Origin of the sequence: Magnetospirillum sp. 15-1 (assembly GCF_900184795.1) — a bacterium.
Lineage (GTDB): Bacteria > Pseudomonadota > Alphaproteobacteria > Rhodospirillales > Magnetospirillaceae > Phaeospirillum.
In genome coordinates this window covers 122830-143185 of the sequence record NZ_FXXN01000019.1, presented here as the reverse complement: position 1 = coordinate 143185, position 20356 = coordinate 122830, and the positions used below count along the sequence as shown (strand labels likewise).

Here is a 20356-nt window from a genome sequence, read left to right as displayed (position 1 = left end):
AACTAGCCGCTGGACAATTCCATTTCCGCCAGCAGCCAGTGTTCCAGGTCCTGACCCTGGGGTTGGCCCCGGCTTTCCCAGATGGCATGAGCCCGCTCGCGGATGCGGGAGATGTCGTCGCCATGGGCCAGGATGTCCGAGACCTCCCGGTTGATGTCGATCAAGGTATTGATGCGTTCATCGTTGCCGTTGCCGTTGGTGGACAGGGCATAGGCCACTTGGCGTTCGCTGGGGAATTGCCAGGCCCGCGCCATGGCGATCTGGGCCAAAGTCCGCCAAACCCGCTGGTTACGCTCCAGCGCCTTGAGGAAACTGGTCGTATCGCTGGCCTTGTCCAGTTCCCGCGCCGCCTCGTCCAAGGCCAGGGCGCCGGTTTCCGCCAAAGTCAGCCGTTCCGTATTCAGGCTTGCCATCGGGTCCCTCCCGATTGCCGATTGTCCGTATTTTTACTATATAATTCTAGGGCGAACGGCATAGGGATTCAATGACGCATAAGTGATGGTCCGATGACATATTCCGTAATGATCCAGATCAAAGCCGGCCGCTACCTACCCTGCTAGTCTTGACATGCGTCAAGACGTGTTTTCCGAGGGGGAGGACAGTTATGGTTATCGACGACAATGCCGTGATCGCCCTGGCGTTTCTGGGCTTCATCCTGGCGGTGACCGGCGGGCTTGCCTGGTTCGTGCTGAGCCGGCTGAGCAAGTAGGATCGGGAGTTCGCGACGACAGCCGCCGGGGTTACCCGGCGGCTTGTCTTTTAAGTTCGTTGAGGACGAACACCCGGATGGCCGAGGACAGGTTGCCGCCGCGCGAGCAGTCGATCTCGGCCACCATCTGGTTGACGGACAGGCCCCGGTCCTGGGCCATCTCCCGCAGGCAGTCCCAGAACTCGGCCTCCAGCGTCACGCTGGTGGCGTGGCCGGCGATCTTGACCGAGCGTTTGAGCGGTTCGCTCATGACCGGACGGTAACCGTCTGGGCGGGCGCGCCCTCCCATTGGGAATGGGCGGGAAGGCCTTCGCCCTTCATGATGATGGTCAGCTTGCCCACGCGGGCGAAGTCGCCCACATCGGTGTCGTAGAGAACGGTCGAACCCGAACCCACCGTGACGCCGGTGCCCAGCTTGACGCGGCCCACCTTCATCACCCGATCTTCGTAGAGGTGGGTCTGCAGCGCCGACAGCGAGTTGATGGCGCAGAAATCGCCGACCTCGATGCAGTCGAACTCGGTGATGTCGGTGGTGTCCATGAACACGCCGGAGCCGAAGCGGCAGCCGTACAGCCACAGGAACCAGGGCAGGAACGGCGTGCCGCGCAGGTGGTCCAGCAGCACCTTGCCCGCCAGGCCCCAATACATTACCGCCACGGCTTCGGTCCGCAGCGCCCACCACGACCACATGGGCTTGGCGGTGGGGCGGTAGACCCCCATCATCAGCCACTTCACCGCCACCGACGACAGGGCCAGCGAGAAGGAAATGGCCACCGAGGCGGCGACGAACAGCGGCAGGACGATGGCGTAGTCCCGCGCCAGGATGCTGGGCGCCAGCAGGTCGACGGTCAGGATGCCGAAGGTGATGAACAGCGCGGTGGGCAACGAGACGGCGAAGGCCTCGAACACGGCGCGCAACACCCGGCGCCACAGGGGCGGCGCGAAGGTCCAGTTGGAACCCACGTCGTCGAAGCGCTGGCGTACCGGCAGCTTGAACGGCGGATTGCCGAACCAGGTGTCGCCGGGCGACATCTCGGCATTGGTCGGCGGGCGCGACTTGATGCCGATCAGCGTGCCGGTGGGAATGACCGCGCCGGGCGGCACCACCGCGTCGTTGCCGACGAAGACGCGGGCTTCGGTCTTCACCGGTTCCAGCACCATCCAGCCGCGCCGCACGCATTCGTCGCCCAGCACCACCTCGTCGGCGATGAAGCAGCCCGGCCCGATATCGGTCAGGTCGTAGCGCCCGGCCAGATTGCAGGAAATCTCGGCGTCCTTGCCGATCTTGGCGCCCATCAGGCGGTACCACAGCCGCATGTAGACGGTGGCGTAGAGCGACGACAGGGTCTCCAGCATCAGCTCGGTGGCCAGGGCGACGATCCATTTACGGACGTAAAAGCCGCCATAGATGGAATAGCTGCCCGCCGTCACCACCGGCAGCACCGACCAGCGCACGATGGCGATCAGCAGCACGGTGACGGCGATCAGCGCCATGGCGGTGGGCCAGGCCAGCAGCGGCAGGATGGTGGCGTATTCGCCGCCCACCAGGACGTCGCTCAGGCGCTCGAAAATGGAGAAGGCCGGGAAGATGGGCAGCAGGCTGATGGGCGGCAGGACCACCAGCATCAGGCCATAGAGCAGGGTCAGCCCCAGCTTGCGGCCGAAGCTGGCTTGGGCGGCCTCGGGCAGGGCGGCCGCGTCGACCATGCCCACCTTGCGGCCGGGCGAGCCGTCCCAATGCTCGTAGCGGCCCACCCGCACATCGGGCGCGACGGAGGTCAGGTCGCCCAGCTCGCCGCCCGTCTCGATCACCACGCCGTGGCTGATCATGCAGGAGGTGCCGATATAGGCGTCGTCGCCGATGGCGATGGTGCCGATCACCAGCTCGTCGCCGATCGCCTCGGCATTGGCCAGCCGGGTCTTGCCGCCGATGGACACGCCGTTGCCGATGCTCACCAGATCGAAGGCGCCGGCTTCCATTTCCGACAGCACGCAGTCGCTGCCCACCTTGGCGCCCAGCAGGCGCAGGTAGATGCTCATGATCGGCGTGCCCTGGAACCACTTGATGTGGGCGACGCTGACCACGCGCTGGGCCAGCCACCAGCGGAAATAATAGGGCCCCCACAGCTTGTGCCGTCCGGGCCTGGTCCGCCCCAGGATCACCCATTTCAGCGCGATGGAGGCGGTGACGGTGCCCACATTGATCACCGCATAGGTGACCATCAGGGTGCTCATCTCCTTGAGGAAGCTGGCATCCTCGCCCGACAGCAGCATGTACGAAATGAACACGCCCAGCCACGGCGCCGTGGTCAGCGCCAGGATGAACGGCATGGCGACGGCCTGGGCCAGACCGCACAGGAACCGGCGTTTCAGGGTGGGCGGGTCGAAGGACAGGTCGGCGGCCTTGGCGCCGGGGGCGGGGGCGCGGGCGTCGAGCAGCGCTCCCATGGCCCGCAGGGTGCGGGCGGAATAGATCTCGTTGAGGGTCAGGCTGGCCAGGGCCGGCGTTTCGCGCACCGCCGAGACGAACTTGGCGGCCAGCAGCGAATGACCGCCGAGGTCGAGGAAGAAATCGGCCTCGAAGGGAATGGCCTGGCCGGGGAACGCCCGCCGGGCGGCCTCCAGCAGGGCCGCCTCGGTGGGGGTGGCCGGCTCTTCCTGCTCGCCGCCGCCCACCGACAGGTCCAGGGGAAAGCCCTTCAGCGCCTTGCGGTTCAGCTTGCCCGAGATCAGGCGGGGCAGTTCGTCGACCACCAGAAAGTGGGACGGCACCATGTAGGCGGGCAACTGGCCGCGCAGGCCTTCCTTGAGGGCGCCGCCCTCGATGCTGGCCCCCGCCTCGGGCACGATGGTCGCCACCAGTCGCTCGATGCCGTCGTCGGTGCGCAACGATACCGCCGCCTGATTGACGCCGGGCAGGGCGGAGAGGCGGGCCTCGATCTCGCCCAGCTCGACGCGGAAGCCGCGGATCTTCACCTGATCGTCGATACGGCCGTGGAAGGTGATGTCGCCGTTTTCGTCCACCGCCACCGCATCGCCCGAGCGGTAGAGCACCGGGGCGCCGCCGTCCGTATCCCAGGGGTTATGGATGAACTTCTCGGCGGTCAGCTCGGGGCGGCCGAGATAGCCCGCCGCCACACCCGGTCCGCCGATCAGCAGTTCGCCGGTGGCGCCGGGGGCGACCGGCTGGGTGAAATCATCCACCACGTGGCAGACGTAATTGGGGATGGGGCGGCCGATGGTCACCGGCTTGCCGGCTTGCACTTCCGCCACGGTGGCCACCACGGTGGTCTCGGTGGGGCCGTAGGAATTGAAGATACGCCGCCCCGGACGGCACCAGCGCTCGGCCAAAGCGGGGGGGCAGGCCTCGCCGCCCAGGATGATGACGCGCAGGCCGGGAATGTCGCCGGGCAGCAGACCGAGCAGGGTCGGCACCGTGTCCAGCACCGTGATGCCGGCCTCGGCCAGCACGCGCGGCAATTGGTCCGCCTCGGCCAGGGTGCGGCGGCCGGCGATCCACAGGCGCGCACCCACCAGATAGGGGACGAAAATCTCTTCCAGCGACAGGTCGAAGGCCACCGAGGCGCCCTGGAACACCACATCGTCGGAGCGCAGGCCGTAGATGGAGTTGGCGGCGCGCAGATAGTGGCAGATGTTCGCGTGGCTGATGACGATGGCCTTGGGCTTGCCGGTGGAGCCCGAGGTGTAGATGGCATAGGCCGGATCGGCCGAACTGGCGCCCTGGGCGCGCGGATCGGGCGAGGTCCCGGACGGCGCCGATTGTTCCAGGGTGGGCAGGATCAGGGTGTGGGACGGCATGGCGCCGGTGATGCCGCCCATGGTGAAGGCGTCGACGATCAGCGCCTTGGCGGCGCAATCGTCCAGGCACTCGGCCACCCGATCGGCGGGTGCTTCGGTATCGAACGGGATATAGGCGGCGCCCGACGCCAGGATTCCCAGCAGAGCCACGTGTAAGTCGAGGGAACGGCTCATCCACAGCCCGACGAAATCGCCTCGTCCGATGCCGCGCGCCGCCAGGGCACGGGCCACGGCTTGGGCGCGGGCCGACAATTCGGCATAGGTCAGGGTGAGATCGCCGAAGGTGGCGGCGGCGGTGTTGGGAAACACCCGCACGCTGGCGGAGAAGATTTCCCACAGGGTCTCGTCGCGAATCAGCGAAGGATCACGGGGCCCGATCAGGGCGCAAGGCAAGGATTGTGTCACGTCATTCCCGGATTTGGCGAGGATTCGGCGCGCGCTGCGATGGCCCTGACCTCGACGATGGTGAGGGTATACCAAGTCAAGGCATAACGGTCACGTCCTACGTTGACATTGGTGGGCTGCCAGGGGGGCGGGGCAGCCAAATCGCGCAGAAAGGACAGATCGGGTTCGGCCAGCCCGTCGACGATGCCGGTGCCGCGGGCCTTCAGCACCGCTTCCTTGGCGGTCCACAACCGGGTGAAGGCCAGCGGGCGGTCCCGGAGGGGCAGGCCGGCCAGCAGCGCCTGCTCGGCCGGCGGGAATTCCCGGGCGGCGTCCTCCCACACGGCGCGGCAACGCTCCAGCGTCTCCAGATCGGCGCCCACCGGACCGTCATGCGATTCGGTGATCAGCATCAGCCCGTCGCAGGACGAGGCGTTGAACCAGTACTCCATGGCCGGAGCGGCCAGGAAGGGCTTGCCGAAGGAATCGCGCCCGATGGCGATCTCGCCCTCCGGCCGGCCTAACCGGCCGCCCAGATGGCGGACAAGCTGTCGCGACCGGGCCTCGGCGCTGGCGGCGATGCCGGTGTAAAGCCAGGTCCGACCATCCAATCGTACTGTGTCCAATAGCGTCGACTCCGCCGTCCCGTTACGGCATTCTGTTGAGCAGTTTCCTCGGGATGGATGGCCAGAATGGCGCGTGAACCTGAGATCGTCACCCGTTATCGCACTCTGGCGCTGGAAAACGATCCGGTCGCCCAGTTCAAGCTCGGCGACCTCTATCGCCTGGGCTATCAGGTCAAGCGCGATCTGGACGAGGCGGTGGTCTGGCTGGTGCGCTCGGCGCGTCAGGGCAATGCCGACGCCATGGCGCTGCTCAAGAAGATGGCGGCCGAGGGGGTGGACGTGCGGCGTCGGGTCGACGACCTGCCCGGCCGGTCGCAGCCGGTGCCGCGCCCGGATTACGGCTCTCCTCCAGTGGAAGAAGCCCCGCCGCCGCCGGCGGCGCCCGAACCGGAAATCGCTTCCCCGCCGCCGCCGCCCGCTCCCGAGCCCGGCCCCAGGATGATCGCCCTGCCCGAGATCGAGGTGGAGACCGATCCCCTGCATATCGGCGAGTCCGTGGAGGACCCGGCCCAATTGCGTGCCGCCGTGGAGCGGGGCGATGCCGCCGCCATGGTGGCGCTGGGCAACGCCTACCGCGAGGGCAAGGGGGTGTCCCCCGATCTGGCCGAGGCGGTGCGGCTTTACACCCAGGCGGCCAAGGCCGGCGACGCGCGCGGCCAGTATTCCCTGGGGGTGATGTACGATCTGGGCCTGGGGGTGGCGCAGAGCAACGCCCATGCGCTGAAATGGTTCCGCGAGGCGGCCAAGCAGGGCGACGCGGCGGCCCAGTTCAACCTGGGCAACATGATCAGCCAGGGCCGTGGTGTCGAGGCCAGCCCCGAAGTGGCGGCCAAGTGGTTCCGTCAGGCCGCCGATCAGGGCGATGCCGGCGCCATCTTCGCCCTGGGGGCGCTGTACGAATCCGGCTCGGGCGTCGAGCGGGACGAGACCCAGGCGGTGGAATTGTACCGCCAGGCCGCCGATCTCGGCCTCGCCTCGGCCCTGCACAACCTGGCCAACATGCTGCGCCAGGGGCGCGGCACCGACGCCGATCCCACCGAGGCGGCCATGATGTGCCGCCGCGCCGCCGAACAGGGACTGGCCGAGGCCCAGTACAATTACGGCGCCATGCTGGCCCTGGGGCTGGGCGTGGAAAAGAACGACGAGGCCGCCATCCGCTGGTTCCGCCGCGCCGCCTCCTCCGGCGATGCGCGCGGCGAGGTACAGGCGGCGGCACTGGAGAAAAGGCGCCGCACGGCGGAGGCCTCGTCATGAGCGGCTCGAAGACCTCCTACGAGGTCCAGGTGCTGGCCGACAAGAACTGGGTGATCGCCGAGATGGCGCCCGACGAGGCCAAGGCCAAGGCCTTCGCCGAGAACCTGCTGCAGGCGGGCAACCACGCGGCGGTGCGCGTGGTCAAGGATTTCGAGCGTATCGACGGTACCCATTCCGAAACCATCATCATGGAGAAGAAGGCGACCGAGAAGGCCGCCGGCGATCCCACGCTCACCACTATCACCGAGGCGCCGCTCTGTTCCGACCTCGAGGATTTCTACGCCCAGCCGGCGCGCACCACCATGGGCAAGCTGCTGCGCAAGTATCTGGACGAGGCGCTGGTGACGCCCTTCGAATTGCTGCACGACGCCAAGGAGATGAAGCGGTTCGGCGACAAGGGCAACCTGCTGTTCTCGGCCATCGACCGGGTCTCGACCCTGCAGGCCAAGGCGTCGGGCGAGGAAGGCAAGGCGCGCAAGGATTTCCTCGACAAGTCGTGGGAGGCGCTGGGCAAGCGCGCCAAGGACTTCGCCGCCAAGAAGCCCAAGGCGCCGCAAACCTTCGCCGAGGCGGTGGCGGCGGCCAAGGGCGACACCTTCGCCTTGCGCTCGTACATGGCCCTGGCGCTTTTGGAGAAGCGCTCGTGGTTCGGCAAGCTGGACCTGCTGATCACCTGGTCCGCCGAGCCCGAGGCCAAGGGCAACATGGTGGAGATCGACGCGGTGATCGCCGACCTCACCGTGCCCGCCCAGGTGATTCAGGACCTGCTGGGCTTCCAGTCCAATCTGTCGGCGGCGCTGTGCACCATCGTCAGCCTGACCGAGGGCGCGGCGGAGGCCGCCAAGTTCGCCCCCCAGACCTTCACCGAATTGAACAAGCTGTTCGCCGAAGGCTCGCTGCCCCAGAGCCGGGACGTGCTGATGGGCCGCGTGGTGCGCGAGGCGGGCGGCACCAATCCCCTGTCGCGCAACGATTCCTCCCAGGAATACGAGATGTTCCACAAGCTGCTGACCCGGCTGGTGGACAAGGATCGGGTGGTGGGCGGCCCGCCCATGGCCGAGGCGCTGCTGCAGCGCGGCGCCCGGGTGCTCAATTCGGGAGGGGCGTCGGTCTCGGCGCCCCAGGCGCTGGAATTGCTGCTGGGGGCGCTGTCCGACGGCTGTGTCCGGCTGCAATTCCTCCTTACCCTGGCCGGCTCGAACCTGGGCAAGAGCATGGGGGAAATCCTCACCGAGATGCTGGACGCCCATATCCGGCGCTCCAACCACATCGATGCCTGGGTGCCGGTGCGCCTCGCCCCGCCGGCCCGCATGGCGGCGCTGACCAACGCCAACAAGCTGCTGCGCACCTGCCCCAATCTGGTGGACGGCTTCCGCAAGGAACTGGCCGACCGCGTCGACGACGTGATGGTCCGCTACCTCACCGCCGAGGAGATCATCGAGAAGGTGGACAAGCCCGACGATCCGCTGGCCATGCGGGCCATCCGGCTGGTCAAGTTCTGCGGCTCGGGCGTGCTGATCGAGGGCAAGTCCCTCAACATGGCCAAGGCCCGCGTGGTCGAGCACCTGCGGCAGAAGCAGTTCGAGGAGAAGTTCGTCGCTTCCATGCCCGACCCCAGCCAGGGCGAGAAGCACCTGCGCGACTTTCACCGCCTGCTGGTGGAATGCGGGTTCGGCTAGCTACTCGTTTCCCGCCCGCTTCATTTTCATGCCGTGGCCGGTGGTCATGGTGTTTCCCGCCCATTGTACCTTGCGGCCCAGCAGGGCGCGGGCCCAGACCGCGAAGTTCAGTGTCTCGCGCACCGGAACCAGCCAGGCGGAAACGGCGGGAACGCGGAACCGGCGCCGCACCAGGACGTGCAGCGCCTGCCGCAGGGCCAGGTGGAGTCCGATGGCTCCCAGCGCCAGGGGAAGCGGCCAGGAGACCATCGCCAGCACCGCCATGGGGGCCAGCGGACTCATGAAGATGGAGAGCCCGTGATCCAGGGGGCGCACCGCCCGGATGGCGCGGTTCCAGCGCAGTTCGTGGCGCTGCAGCGCGGCCAGCGAGTCTTCGTCGACCACGGTGGAGACCAAGCAGCCGGCCAGCCGGATGCCGAAGCCGTGGCGGTGCAGCATCTGGCCCATGACGAAATCCTGGGCCACCGCGTCGGCCATGGCCTCGAAGCCGCCGATGCCGTCCAGGGCGCGGCGCCTCACGGCGATGGCGGCGCCGTAACAGATGTCCATGTCGCGGCGCGAGATGTCCACCAGCACCGAGGGGATGAACCAGTCGTTGTGGTAAAGCGCCCCCAGCCGCGAGGCCAGATTGTCCTCGGGATTGCCGGAATACAGGCAGGTCACCCCGCCGACTCCCGCCTGGGCGAAGGGCTGGACCATGGCGTCGAGGAAGCCGGGCTCCACCAGCACGTCGCTGTCCACCATGACCAGGATGTCGTGGCGGCAGACCGGTATCATGTTGGCCAGATTGACGTTCTTGGGATTTGTGCCGATGCGCCGCCCGTCGATCACCAGCTCGGTGTCGAGATGGGGGAACTCGGCCATCACCGCCTCGATCACCGGCCGCGCCGCGTCGTCGGGGGAATGCAGGCCGAACACCACCTGGAACCCCGGATAGTCCTGGGAGCATACCGAGCGCAGGCATTCGGCCAGCCGGGGCGGGGCGCCGTAGGCGGGAATCATCACGGTCAGCGGTGGACGCGCGGTGGGCGCGGCGGGCCGGGACGGATACCGCAGCACATGGCGGATCGCCAGGGCCAGATAGGCTGTGCCGCCCGCGAAAAGAACGGCGGCAAGGAGTTGAAGCGCGATCATCGACGGTGCTGGAGGGTTGTAACGTTTTTGTGAACGGTAACTTCAAAGATTTACTGGCGGATGCCAACATAAAAGTTGTAACAAACCAGCCGCCGGCCATGCGTTCTGCGCAGGGCCGCCAGACCTTGAACCTTCGCCCTGATTTGGCTCAAATCAGGGCATTCGGACGTGGGGAAATGGCAGCACCTGTTCTCGTCACCGGAGCAACCGGATTCGTCGGCGCCGCTATCGTCCGCGCCCTGCTGGCGCGCGGCGAGGCCGTGCGCGTGCTGGCCCGTCCCACCTCGGACCGCCGCAACGTCGCCAACCTGCATGTGGAGGTGGTCGAGGGCCGCCTCGAGGATGCCGCCTCGCTCAGGAAGGCCATGGCCGGCTGCCGGGTGCTGATCCACACCGCCGCCGATTACCGTATCTGGGTGCCCGACCCGGCGGCCATGATGCGGGCCAACGTGGACGGCACGCGGGCGCTGATGGAGGCGGCCCTGGCCGAGAAGGTCGAGCGCGTGGTCTACACCTCGTCGGTGGCGACACTGGGCCATGTGGAAGGCGGCGTGGCCGACGAGGATACGCCCAGCGACATTTCCGACAAGGTCGGCCCCTACAAGCAGTCCAAGTTCCTGGCCGAGGAGGTGGTGCGCCGCATGGTGGCGGAGAAGGGCCTGCCTGCGGTGATCTGCAATCCCTCGACCCCGGTCGGTCCGGGCGACGTCAAGCCGACGCCCACCGGCCGCATGATCGTCGAGGCCGCTTGCGGTCGCATGCCGGCCTATGTGGATACCGGCCTCAACATCGTCCATGTGGACGACGTGGCCGAGGGCCATCTGCTGGCGCTGGACAAGGGCCGCATCGGCGAGCGCTATATCCTGGGCGGCGACAATCTGACGCTGGCCGACATCCTGGGCCGCATCGCCAAGATCACCGGCGGGCGTCCGCCGCTGATGAAGCTGCCGCGCTGGCCGCTCTATCCGCTGGCCGTGGGCGCCGAGACCTGGGCGCGGCTGTTCGGCGGCGAGCCTTTCGTCACCATTGACGGGCTCAAGATGTCGCGCTGGCATATGTTCTTCTCCTCGGCCAAGGCCGAGCGGGAACTGGGATACCGCCACCGTTCCGCCGACGAGGCGCTGGACGCGGCGGTGGAGTGGTTCAAGAGCATCGGGGAGGTTGCATGAGTCTGGCATCGCTCGCGGGCGTGGTCGGGGCGGGAGCCTGGGCCTGGCTGCTTACCATGCGTGGATCGTTCTGGCGGATCGAGGATGCTCCCCAGGCCGTGGTGCCGGAAGTCTGGCCCCAGGTGGTGGCGGTCATTCCCGCCCGCGACGAGGCGGACGTCATCGGCGCGACCATCGAATCCCTGCTGTCGCAGAACTATCCCGGTGACTTTTCCGTGGTGCTGGTGGATGACCATTCGTCCGACGGCACCGCCGAGGCGGCCCGCAAGGCGGCCGAGGAGATGGGGCTGGCCGCCAGGGTGACGGTGGTCGAGGCTCCCGATTTGCCCCCGGGGTGGACCGGCAAGATGTGGGCCCAGAGCCACGGCGTCTCGGTGGCGCGGTCCAGGTTCCCCGAAGCCGACCTGCTGCTGCTGTCCGATGCCGATATCCGCCACGGACCCGGCGAATTGCGCCGCACCGTGTCGCGCATGCTGGCCGAAGGGCTGGACATGGCTTCGCTGATGGTGCGGCTATCCACCGAGAGCATCTGGGAAAAGGCCGTCGTGCCGGCCTTCGTGTTCTTCTTCCGCATGCTCTATCCCTTCGCCTGGGTGAAGGATTCGCGCAGCACCACGGCCGCCGCGGCCGGCGGCTACGTGCTGATCCGCCCGGCCATGCTGGAAAAGATCGGCGGCATCAAGGCCATCAAGGACGCGCTGATCGACGACTGCACCCTGGCGGCGGCGGTCAAGGCCCATCACGGGCGCCTGACCCTGGATCTGGCCGAGGAAACCATCAGCACCCGGCGCTACGAAGGGCCGGAAGGCCTGTGGCGGATGATCTCGCGCTCGGCCTATACCCAGCTGCGCCATTCGCCGCTGCTGCTGGCCGGCACGGTGGTCGCCATGCTGCTGGTCTTCGTCGCGCCGCCCCTGCTGGCCATGCGCAACGGCGGCGGCGCCTCGACCGGCGCCCTGGCCTGGGCGGCCCTGACCATCGCCTATTATCCCATGGTCCGCTATTACCGCCTGTGGCCGTTCTGGGCGCTGGCCCTGCCCCTGGTGTCGCTGTTCTACCTGGGCGCCACGCTGCATTCCGCCTGGATGTACTATGGCGGCAAGGGCGGCGAGTGGAAGGGCCGGGTGCAGGACACCCACGGCCAGGGACAGGGAGCGGAATCTTGAACGCCATGAGCCCCCCGGCCTCCGAGTCCTTCGCCATCGACCCGGCCCAGTACGAGATGGTGGCCGCCATGGTGCGCGCCTCGGGCACCTCGTTCTACTGGGGCATGCGTCTGCTGGACCGCCCCCGGCGCTACGCCATGTACGCGGTCTATGCCTTCTGCCGCGAGGTGGACGACATCGCCGACGAGCCCGGCGACCCCGAGGTCAAGCGCGCCCAACTGGCCGAGTGGCGGGTGGAGTTGGACCGGCTGTATGCCGGTGCTCCCACCCATGCCATCGCCAAGGCGCTGGTGGGGCCGGTGGCCCGCTACGGCCTGCCCAAGGAGGATTTCCTGGCGGTGATCGCCGGCTGCGAGAGTGATGGCGAGGGCGAGATGGTCCGCCCCACCATGGCCGAGCTGGAGCTGTACTGCGACCGGGTGGCCTGCGCCGTCGGCCGGCTGTCGGTGCGAGTGTTCGGGCCTCTGCGGCCCAAGTCCATCGAGACCGCCAATGCTACCGGCATGGCGTTGCAGATGACCAACATCCTGCGCGACGTGGCGGTGGATGCGGCCATCGGGCGGCTTTATCTGCCCGACGAGTTGCTGACCAAGCATGGGATCACCAGCCGCGACCCCATGGAAGTGCTGGCCCATCCCAATCTGGTGGCGGTGTGCCGCGAACTGGGCGGGAAGGCGAGGGGCTATTTCCAGGCCTCGGATGCCGGCCAGACCGAGTGTTCCAGGGCCGATATGCGCCCGGCCACCCTGATGAAGGAGATGTACCGCGAGATCTTCAAGCGGGTCGAGGCCGAGGGCTTTGTGCCGCGCGATCCGCCGGTCAAGGTTTCGAAAGCCTTCAAACTGTGGTGTATTCTGCGCCACGGTTTGCTCTGAGCCATTTTTGAGGTCGAACAGTGTCTCCCAGCGAAATCAATCCCCGTGACTTCAACTCCGCCGCGTTCCGCGATCCGCTGGAGCGGGCGGTCAACGAATCCGCCGAGGCCCTGCTCAAGCAGCAGCGCGAGGATGGCCACTGGGTCTTCAATCTTGAAGCCGACGCCACCATCCCGGCCGAGTACGTGCTGTACCTGCACTACATGGACGAGCGCGATCCGGACCTGGAAAAGCGCATCGGCGTCTACCTGCGCGATATCCAGGAGGAGCACGGCGGCTGGCCGCTGTTCCATCGCGGCGATCTCAACATCAGCGCCTCGGTCAAGGCCTACTTCGCCCTGAAGGCCATCGGCGACGACGTCGACGCGCCGCACATGAAGAAGGCGCGCGAAGCCATCCTGGCCCATGGCGGCGCGGCGACGGCCAACGTCTTCACCCGCACCCTGCTGGCGCTGTTCGGGCAGATTCCGTGGAAGGGCGTGCCGATCATGCCCGTGGAAATCATGCTGCTGCCCCGCAGGTTTCCGTTCCACATGGACAAGGTCAGCTACTGGTCGCGCACGGTGATCGCGCCCCTGACCGTGCTGATGACCCTGCGGCCCAAGGCCCGCAACCCGCTGGGCATCCACATTCAGGAACTGTTCGTCACGCCGCCGGAGAAGGTCACCAACTGGTATCTGGAACCGGTGCGTTCCAACTGGGCCTATCTGTTCCGCGGCATCGACATGGTGCTGCAGAAGGTCTACCGCTTCTTCCCCAAGGGTATTCAGAAGAAGGCCATCGACAAGGCGGTGGCCTTCGTCGACGAGCGCCTGAACGGCGAGGACGGGCTGGGCGCCATCTTCCCGGCCATGGTCAACGCCGTGTGGATGTACGACGTACTGGGCGTGCCGGCGGACGATCCCCGCGTGGTGATCGCCAAGCAATCCATCCGCAATCTGGTGGTGGACGAGGGCGATCGCGCCTGGGTCCAGCCCTGCCTGTCGCCCATCTGGGATACGGCGCTGGCCACCCACGCCATCCTCGAGGTGGGCACCCCCGAGGCCAACGCGGCGGCGCGCAAGGCCGCCGACTGGATGGTGGCCCGCCAGATCACCGACGTGGTGGGCGACTGGGCGGTGCGCCGCCCCGGCCTCGCCCCCGGCGGCTGGGCCTTCCAGTACAACAATCCCCACTATCCCGACGTGGACGATACCGCCGTGGTGATGGCGGCTCTCGACCGCATCGATCCGGTGGCCTATGCCGAGCCCATCGAGAAGGGCAAGGTGTGGGTCCAGGGCATGCAGTCCGAGGGCGGCGGCTGGGGCGCCTTCGACGCCGAGAACACCTCGTATTACCTCAACCACATTCCGTTCGCCGATCACGGCGCCCTGCTCGACCCGCCCACCGCCGACGTGTCGGCCCGCTGCGTCTCGGTGCTGTCGGTGCTGGGCGAGCGCGGCAAGGACAAGGTGGCGCACGAGGGCGTGGACTATCTGCTGCGCGAGCAGGAAAAGGACGGCTCGTGGTTCGGCCGCTGGGGCACCAATTACGTCTATGGCACCTGGTCGTCGCTCTGCGCGCTGAACGCCGCCGGTCTGCCCCATGACCATCCGGCCTTCAGGAAGGCGGTCAAGTGGCTGGAAGCCAAGCAGCGCGACGATGGCGGCTGGGGCGAATGCGGCCGGTCCTACTGGGACGACCAGCCGAGGGGCGAGGGCGGTCCCTCCACCCCGTCGCAGACCGCCTGGGCGGTGCTGGGCCTGATGGCGGCGGGCGAGACCAACAGCCCGGCGGTGGCCAAGGGGATCGACTACCTGATCCGCACCCGCAACGCCGAGGGCCTGTGGGACGAGGAGCATTACACGGCGGTGGGCTTCCCCCGCGTGTTCTATCTGCGCTACCACGGCTATCGCCAGTTCTTCCCCATTTGGGCCTTGGCCCGTTACCGCAACCTGACCACCGGCAATGCCGGGCCGGTGATGCACGCGCTTTAAGGGGAGATATCGGGCTATCGCCCGAGCCCATCCGGGGCCATGCCCCGGACCCCCTTTTGATTTATAAACAAAAGAGAGGTCTGGAGGCATCGCCTCCAGCCGGGGCCGGGGCGGGAGCCCGGCTCCCCACGGGAGTTCGGTATGAAAATCGGCGTTATCGTCGGCATGAACAGCGAGGCCGCCCTGCTGCCTGCCGGTATCCCGGTGGGCGCGGCGGGCGGCGTCACGCGGCGGGTGACGGAACTGGCCGAACGTCTGCTGGCCGAGGGCGCAGAGGGCCTGCTCAGCTTCGGCATTGCCGGCGGTCTCGATCCGGCGCTCAAATCCGGTGATCTGGTGGTGGGCAGCGCCGTCCGGTGGGAGGGCGAGAGCTTCGCCGCCGATGCGGCCTGGGCCTCGCACCTGCTGGCGGCCATTTCCTCGGCGCGGGCCGGAACTGTCGCGGCGGTGGGCCGCATCGCCGCCACGCCCGAGGCCAAGCGCGCCCTTTATCAGGATGGCGGCGCGGTGGTGGATATGGAAAGCGGAGCCATGGCCAGGGTATGCGCCCAAGCGGGAAAGCCCTTTGCCGTGCTGCGCGCCGTGGCCGATCCGGCGGGCCGCGGCCTGCCCAGATCGGTGTTCGTGGGGCTGGCCCCCGACGGCTCCGCCCGGCCGCTGGCCGTCATGGGGGCGCTGCTGCGCCGCCCATGGGAATTGCCGGGGTTGATCCGGGTCGGCCTGGACAGTCAGGCCGCCCTGTCAGCCCTGCGAGACGCGGTGAAGGTTGTTGGCCCGACCCTCGGAATGTAGCGTTTCCAGGTTCTTGGCCATCAGTTCTTCGTAGTTGTTGATCGCCGGACGCTGCTTGTCCAGCGGCAGGTCGGGGGCGAAGGGGCCCTCGGTGCGGGGGCCACGCAGCGCCACCATGGCAGCCTTCAGCGGATGGCTGATGGTGTCGGTGACGGCGGTCGCCTCATAGCCCGAATGGACCATGCAATCGGCGCACTTCTCGTACTTGCCGGTGCCGTAGGAATCCCAATCGGTCTCTTCCATCAGTTCCTTGTAGGTCTTGGCATAGCCCTCGCCCAGCAGGTAGCAGGGACGCTGCCAGCCGAACACGTTGCGGGTCGGATTGCCCCACGGCGTGCACTGGTAGGTCTGGTTGCCGGCCAGGAAGTCCATGAACAGGGACGACTGGGTGAATTCCCACTTCTTGCCCTTGCCCAGGCGGAACAGCTTGCGGAACAGCTCCTTGGTGGCGCGGCGGTTGAGGAAGTGCTCGGTATCGGGCGCCCGCTCGTAGGCGTAGCCGGGTGACAGCGTAATGCCGCCGACGCCGATGGACTTGGTGTAGTCGAAGAACTCGGCCATGCGCTCGGCATCGGCGTTGTTGAACAGGGTGCAGTTGATGTTGACCTGGAAGCCCTTGGCCTTGGCCGCCTTGATGGCCGAGACCGCCTGGTCGAAGGTGCCTTCGCGCGACACGGCGCGGTCGTGGTCCTCGCGGTTGCCGTCCAGGTGGACGGTCCAGGTGAAGTTGGGGTGCGGCTTGAAGGAATCGAGCTTCTTTTCCAGCAGCAGGGCGTTGGTGCAGACGAAGACGATCTTCTTGCGGGCCAGGGCGCCCTCGACGATCTGGTCCATTTCGCGGTGCAGCAGCGGCTCGCCGCCGGCCAGCACCACCACGGGGGCCGGGCACTCGTCGATGGAGGCCAGGGCGTCGGCCACCGAGATGCGGGAATTCAGGATGGCGTCGGGATAATCGATCTTGCCGCAGCCCGCGCAGGTGAGGTTGCAGCGGAACAGGGGCTCCATCATCAGCACCAGCGGATAGCGCTTATTGCCGGAAAGGTGCTGGCGCACGATGTAGGAACCGATGCGCAGCGACTGGTGCAGGGGGACGGCCACGGGCTGGACTCTATTGTTGCCTCGAATGCGCCCCCGTCACCGGGAGCGGGCGGATCATACAGGCGTGGCTTGGAAAGTTTCAACAGTTGAAGGAGTGTGGGCTTTATGGGGCTGCGGGGATATCGCCCCCCTTTTCCGTCATGGCCGGACCTGTTCCGGCCATGACGATATACGTGTTAGGCCGCGTCCTCGTTGTCCAGCGCGTAGCCGGCGGCGCGCACCGTGCGGATGATGTCCACCTCGGTGTCGCAGTTGAGCGCCTTTCTGAGGCGGCGGATGTGGACGTCCACGGTGCGCGGCTCCACGTAGATGTCGGGTCCCCACACGGCGTCCAGCAATTCCTCGCGCGAGAACACCGTGCCCGGATGCTGCAGGAAGAACTGCAGCAGGCGGAATTCGGTGGGGCCGAGATGGATGGCCTTGCCGCCCCGCGCCACCCGGTGGGCGGCCAGGTCCATGGTGATGTCGCCCCAACTGATCTGGCCCTTCTGGCTGACCGGCTGGGCGCGGCGCAGCAGGGCGCGGACGCGGGCCATCAGTTCGGGCAGCGAGAACGGCTTGGTCAGGTAATCGTCGGCGCCGGTGTTGAGGCCCCTGATCTTGTCGCCTTCCTCGCCCCTGGCGGTCAGCATGATGATGGGCAGTTCGCGGGTCGAGGGCTTGCGGCGGATCTGGCGGCAGATCTCGATGCCCGACAGCGAGGGCAGCATCCAGTCCAGCAGCACCAGATCGGGCTTGCGCTCGGCCAGGGCGGTCAACGCCTCCTCGCCATCGCCGGCCTCGGCGACGCGGTAGCCTTCCTTTTCCAGGTTGTAGCGCAGCATGGTGGCCAGCGCCGCCTCGTCCTCCACGACGAGGACCAGGGGCCTGGAGGCATTGGCGGTATCGCGGGCGGTCATTCCTGGGCTCCGAGGGAAGCGCCCTTGGGCCGGTCGCCCTTGGGCTGGGTGCCGAGAATCTGGAAGTGCAGGGTCTCGGCGATGTTGGTGGCGTGGTCGCCGATGCGTTCCATGTTCTTGGCGATGAACAGCAGGTGGGTCGAGGCGGTGATGGTGCCGGGGTCTTCGGTCATCTGGGCGATCAGGTCACGGAAAACGGTATTGTAGAGGGAATCCACGTCCTCGTCGCGCTCCCAGACGCGGATGGCCTTATCCAGGTCCCGATCCACATAGGCGTCCAGGATATCCTTGAGCAGAGCCTGCACCAGCTCGCCCAAGCGGACCACCCCGCCGGTCTTGGGCGTGGGGGGGAGCTGGTTGAGCACCATGGCGCGCTTGGCCAGATTGGCGGCGTAATCGCCGATGCGCTCGATCTCGCCCGAGATGTTCAGCGCCGCCACGATGTGGCGCAGGTCACCGGCCATGGGCTGGCGCAGGGCCAGCAGGCGGACCGCGAAGCTGTCCACCTCGTGATCCAGCTCGTCGATACGGGCGTCGCTGTCCACTACCTTGTGGGCCAATTCGTCGTCGCGCCGGGACAGGGATTGCAGCGCCGCCCCCAACTGGGCCTCGGCCAGCCCGCCCATGCGGGCGATCATGCCCGACAGATGGGCCAGTTCGTCGTCATAGGATTTGACGGTGTGTTCGGACATATCAGCCGAACCGCCCGGTGATGTAGCCCTGGGTCAGGGGCTCGCGGGGGTTGGTGAAGATTTCCTCGGTGCCGCCCACCTCGATCAGCTTGCCCAGGTGGAAGAAGGCGGTGCGCTGCGACACGCGGGCCGCCTGCTGCATGGAGTGGGTTACGATGACGATGGTGTAGTTGTCGCGCAGTTCGTCGATCAGCTCCTCCACCTTGGCGGTGGCGATGGGGTCCAGCGCCGAGCAGGGCTCGTCCATCAAGATTACCTCCGGGCTGACGGCGATGGCGCGGGCGATGCACAGGCGCTGCTGCTGGCCGCCCGACAGGCCGGTGCCGGATTCCGACAGGCGGCTTTCCACCTCGGCCAGCAATCCGGCCTTTTCCAGGCTGTTCATGACGATTTCGTCCAACTCCGCCTGATCGCGGGCCAGACCGTGGATGCGCGGTCCATAGGCGACGTTGTCGTAGATGGATTTGGGAAAGGGGTTGGGCTTCTGGAACACCATGCCGACCCGGGCGCGCAGTTGCACCACGTCCAACTGGCGGTCGTAGACGTCGCTGCCGTCGAGCTGGAGAGTGCCCGAGACCCGGGCGCCTTCCACCATGTCGTTCATGCGGTTGATGCAGCGCAGGAAGGTGGACTTGCCGCAGCCCGAAGGCCCGATCAAGGCGGTGACCTCGCCGGCCGGAATGTCCAGGTCGATGTCATGGAGCGCGTGCTTGTCGCCGTAATGGACGTTGAGACCGCGCGCCGAAATCTTGGACGTACCACGGGGAATGAACTGATTCATGATCGGGCTACCACCGGCGTTCGAATTTCTTGCGGAGCATGATGGCGGCCATGTTCATGACCACCAGGAACAGCAGGAGCACCATGATGGCCGCCGAGGTCTTCTCGACGAAGGCGCGCTCCGAGCTGCCGGCCCACAGATAGATCTGCACCGGCAGCACCGCCGAGGGGTCCAGCGGGCTCTTGGGGATGTCGACGATGAAGGCCACCATGCCGATCATCAGCAGCGGCGCCGTCTCGCCCAGGGCGCGCGCCATGCCGAGGATGGTGCCGGTCAGCATGCCCGGCATGGCCAGCGGCAGGACGTGATGGGCGACGATCTGCAGCGGCGAGGCGCCCAGCCCGGCGGCGGCCTGCCGGATGGAGGGCGGCACCGCCTTCAGCGCGGCGCGGCCGGCGATGATGATGGTGGGCAGACAGATCAGCGCCAGCACCAGCCCGCCCGCCACCGGCGACGAGCGCGGCAGGTGGAAGACGTTGAGGAACACCGCGAGGCCCAGCAGGCCGAACACCACCGACGGCACGGCGGCCAGATTGTTGATGTTGACCTCGATCAGATCGGTCCAGCGGTTCTTGGCGGCGAATTCCTCGAGATAGACGGCGGTGGCCACCCCCAGGGGGAAGCTGACGGCCAAGGTCACCACCAGCGAGAAGAACGAGCCGACCACCGCGCCCCAGATGCCCGCCTGTTCCGGCGCGCGCGAATCGCCGCCGGTGAAGAACTGGACGTTGAAGGCCTTGCGGATCTGCCCGGCCTTCTCCAGCTCGGCCATCCAGCCCAACTGGCGGTCGTTGAGCACGTTGCCGGCGGTCCCCAACTCGCGCGGGGCCTGACCCTTGTAGACCATGTCCAGCTTGTCCGAGGCGGGCAGCCACAGGGTGGCACGGCCACCGATCACGGCCGGGTCGGCGGCGACCATACGGCGCATCTGTTCGGCGCCCATGGTGCTGACCATGGCCGACAGGTCGCGCCGGGCGCCGCGATCGGCGTCGGGGGCCAGCCGGGCGGCCAGGGCGTCGCGCACCAGGGCCGGATAGTCGGCGGAATCCAGCACCTCGGGGGCGCGATTGCCGTCGGGATCGATCACTTGCGGGTCGAAGGCGACCTCGATGGCGATCTGGGTCTGCAGGAAGCCGGTCCAACCCTTGGCGATGACGGTGCCCAGCAGCAGGACCAGGAACCCGGCCGAGATCAGGATCGAGGCGAGGCCAAGGATTCGAAAGCGCCGCTCGGCGGCATAGCGTCGGTTCAGGCGGGCCGCCACGGTTTCGGCGGTGCGGGCCGCCACGGTGATCTCTGCCAT

Annotated in this window: 17 protein-coding genes; 7 read left to right on the top strand and 10 right to left on the bottom strand. The window is 67.3% G+C overall.

What is annotated here, in order from left to right; genetic code table 11:
* Nucleotides 1-2: 2 nt before the first annotated feature.
* The 4 genes from CP958_RS05625 to CP958_RS05610 all read right to left on the bottom strand — a co-directional run bounded on the left by CP958_RS05625 (nucleotide 3) and on the right by CP958_RS05610 (nucleotide 5523).
* Nucleotides 3-413 (bottom strand): DUF2934 domain-containing protein, encoded by a 411-nt coding sequence (locus CP958_RS05625; RefSeq protein WP_096700996.1) that lies wholly within the window; start codon nucleotides 411-413, stop codon nucleotides 3-5.
* 327 nt (nucleotides 414-740) lie between these two features.
* Nucleotides 741-959, bottom strand: a complete 219-nt coding sequence (locus CP958_RS05620) for a ribbon-helix-helix domain-containing protein (RefSeq protein WP_096700995.1) — start codon at nucleotides 957-959, stop codon at nucleotides 741-743.
* Nucleotides 956-4933, bottom strand: a complete 3978-nt coding sequence (locus tag CP958_RS05615; RefSeq protein WP_096700994.1) for a Pls/PosA family non-ribosomal peptide synthetase — start codon at nucleotides 4931-4933, stop codon at nucleotides 956-958. The genes CP958_RS05620 and CP958_RS05615 overlap by 4 nt, the downstream gene beginning before the upstream one ends.
* Nucleotides 4930-5523 carry a 4'-phosphopantetheinyl transferase superfamily protein gene (locus CP958_RS05610; RefSeq protein WP_096700993.1) on the bottom strand — a complete coding sequence of 198 codons (594 nt, stop codon included), beginning with the start codon at nucleotides 5521-5523 and terminating at the stop codon, nucleotides 4930-4932. The genes CP958_RS05615 and CP958_RS05610 overlap by 4 nt, the downstream gene beginning before the upstream one ends.
* A gap of 81 nt (nucleotides 5524-5604) precedes the next feature.
* Between CP958_RS05610 and CP958_RS05605 the strand changes: the two genes are divergently transcribed.
* Together CP958_RS05605 and CP958_RS05600 are read left to right on the top strand one after the other, a co-directional pair.
* Nucleotides 5605-6792, top strand: a complete 1188-nt coding sequence (locus tag CP958_RS05605; protein ID WP_096700992.1) for an SEL1-like repeat protein — start codon at nucleotides 5605-5607, stop codon at nucleotides 6790-6792.
* Nucleotides 6789-8471, top strand: coding sequence for a hypothetical protein (locus tag CP958_RS05600; protein WP_096700991.1), 1683 nt, complete (start codon nucleotides 6789-6791; stop codon nucleotides 8469-8471). Before CP958_RS05605 ends, CP958_RS05600 begins: the two co-directional genes overlap by 4 nt.
* Here the strand turns inward: CP958_RS05600 and hpnI are convergent, their stop codons facing one another.
* Nucleotides 8472-9605 (bottom strand): bacteriohopanetetrol glucosamine biosynthesis glycosyltransferase HpnI, encoded by a 1134-nt coding sequence (hpnI, locus tag CP958_RS05595; protein ID WP_096700990.1) that lies wholly within the window; start codon nucleotides 9603-9605, stop codon nucleotides 8472-8474.
* A 176-nt stretch (nucleotides 9606-9781) separates the two neighbouring features.
* Here hpnI and hpnA point away from each other — a divergent pair, with 176 nt between their 5' ends.
* The 5 genes from hpnA (at nucleotide 9782) to CP958_RS05570 (ending at nucleotide 15583) form a co-directional block, all read left to right on the top strand.
* Nucleotides 9782-10774 carry a hopanoid-associated sugar epimerase gene (gene hpnA, locus CP958_RS05590; protein ID WP_096700989.1) on the top strand — a complete coding sequence of 331 codons (993 nt, stop codon included), beginning with the start codon at nucleotides 9782-9784 and terminating at the stop codon, nucleotides 10772-10774.
* Nucleotides 10771-11940, top strand: coding sequence for a glycosyltransferase (locus CP958_RS05585; RefSeq protein ID WP_096700988.1), 1170 nt, complete (start codon nucleotides 10771-10773; stop codon nucleotides 11938-11940). The genes hpnA and CP958_RS05585 overlap by 4 nt, the downstream gene beginning before the upstream one ends.
* Nucleotides 11941-11945: 5 nt before the next feature.
* Nucleotides 11946-12815, top strand: coding sequence for a presqualene diphosphate synthase HpnD (hpnD, locus tag CP958_RS05580; protein WP_096700987.1), 870 nt, complete (start codon nucleotides 11946-11948; stop codon nucleotides 12813-12815).
* A 20-nt stretch (nucleotides 12816-12835) separates the two neighbouring features.
* Nucleotides 12836-14791 carry a squalene--hopene cyclase gene (gene shc / locus CP958_RS05575; protein WP_096700986.1) on the top strand — a complete coding sequence of 652 codons (1956 nt, stop codon included), beginning with the start codon at nucleotides 12836-12838 and terminating at the stop codon, nucleotides 14789-14791.
* A 141-nt stretch (nucleotides 14792-14932) separates the two neighbouring features.
* Nucleotides 14933-15583: a nucleoside phosphorylase gene (locus CP958_RS05570; protein WP_096700985.1), complete on the top strand. Its 651-nt coding sequence runs from the start codon at nucleotides 14933-14935 to the stop codon at nucleotides 15581-15583.
* Here CP958_RS05570 and hpnH read toward each other — a convergent pair.
* From hpnH to pstA, 5 genes are all read right to left on the bottom strand, one after another.
* Entirely contained in the window at nucleotides 15533-16681 is a 1149-nt protein-coding gene (gene hpnH / locus CP958_RS05565; protein WP_096700984.1) for an adenosyl-hopene transferase HpnH, read from the bottom strand. The genes CP958_RS05570 and hpnH overlap by 51 nt on opposite strands.
* A gap of 176 nt (nucleotides 16682-16857) precedes the next feature.
* The gene (phoB, locus tag CP958_RS05560) at nucleotides 16858-17580 is read right to left on the bottom strand and encodes a phosphate regulon transcriptional regulator PhoB (protein WP_096700983.1); all 723 of its coding nucleotides are present in this window, start codon (nucleotides 17578-17580) and stop codon (nucleotides 16858-16860) included.
* Nucleotides 17577-18272: a phosphate signaling complex protein PhoU gene (gene phoU / locus CP958_RS05555; protein ID WP_096700982.1), complete on the bottom strand. Its 696-nt coding sequence runs from the start codon at nucleotides 18270-18272 to the stop codon at nucleotides 17577-17579. The genes phoB and phoU overlap by 4 nt, the downstream gene beginning before the upstream one ends.
* A 1-nt stretch (nucleotide 18273) precedes the next feature.
* Nucleotides 18274-19053, bottom strand: a complete 780-nt coding sequence (pstB, locus tag CP958_RS05550) for a phosphate ABC transporter ATP-binding protein PstB (RefSeq protein WP_096700981.1) — start codon at nucleotides 19051-19053, stop codon at nucleotides 18274-18276.
* A gap of 7 nt (nucleotides 19054-19060) precedes the next feature.
* Nucleotides 19061-20356, bottom strand: a complete 1296-nt coding sequence (gene pstA / locus CP958_RS05545; protein ID WP_096700980.1) for a phosphate ABC transporter permease PstA — start codon at nucleotides 20354-20356, stop codon at nucleotides 19061-19063.